This window comes from Rhodococcus sp. P4_F3_2, assembly GCF_056401335.1.
In genome coordinates this window covers 1-350 of record NZ_JBFUJN010000315.1, presented here as the reverse complement: position 1 = coordinate 350, position 350 = coordinate 1, and the positions used below count along the sequence as shown (strand labels likewise).

Sequence of the window (350 nt, the reverse complement as noted above, 5' to 3'; positions counted from 1 at the left end):
TAGTGACTATAATTAAAAATATTAATGGAATTATTTATTAAAAATTTATTAGTTGCATCTTTCTTATTGCTTGTTAAAAAGCCTAATTTATAACCTTGTTTTTTTAGTTCTTTGAGCATTTCACTTATTTCAAGTACAGGTGTTAAATTAGGAATAAACGTTTGATATCTTCTTTTTATTGCAATCCCAACAAGAGGCATCTTATATATAGGTACATTGAGCGTTTTACAACGATCACGTATTGATAATGTACTTAAGTGTAATACCTCTTCTTCGCTAATTTTCTTATAACCCTGCTTCTTAGCAATTTCATTAAAAATATCAATTGCTAAAAGCCTCGTATTTACAAT

Annotated in this window: 1 protein-coding gene; it reads right to left on the bottom strand. The window is 26.9% G+C overall.

Annotated elements, in window-relative coordinates:
- A partial coding sequence (locus tag AC1DWA_RS33890; protein ID WP_477917947.1) for an HAD hydrolase-like protein occupies positions 1-350 on the bottom strand: 350 nt, incomplete at both ends.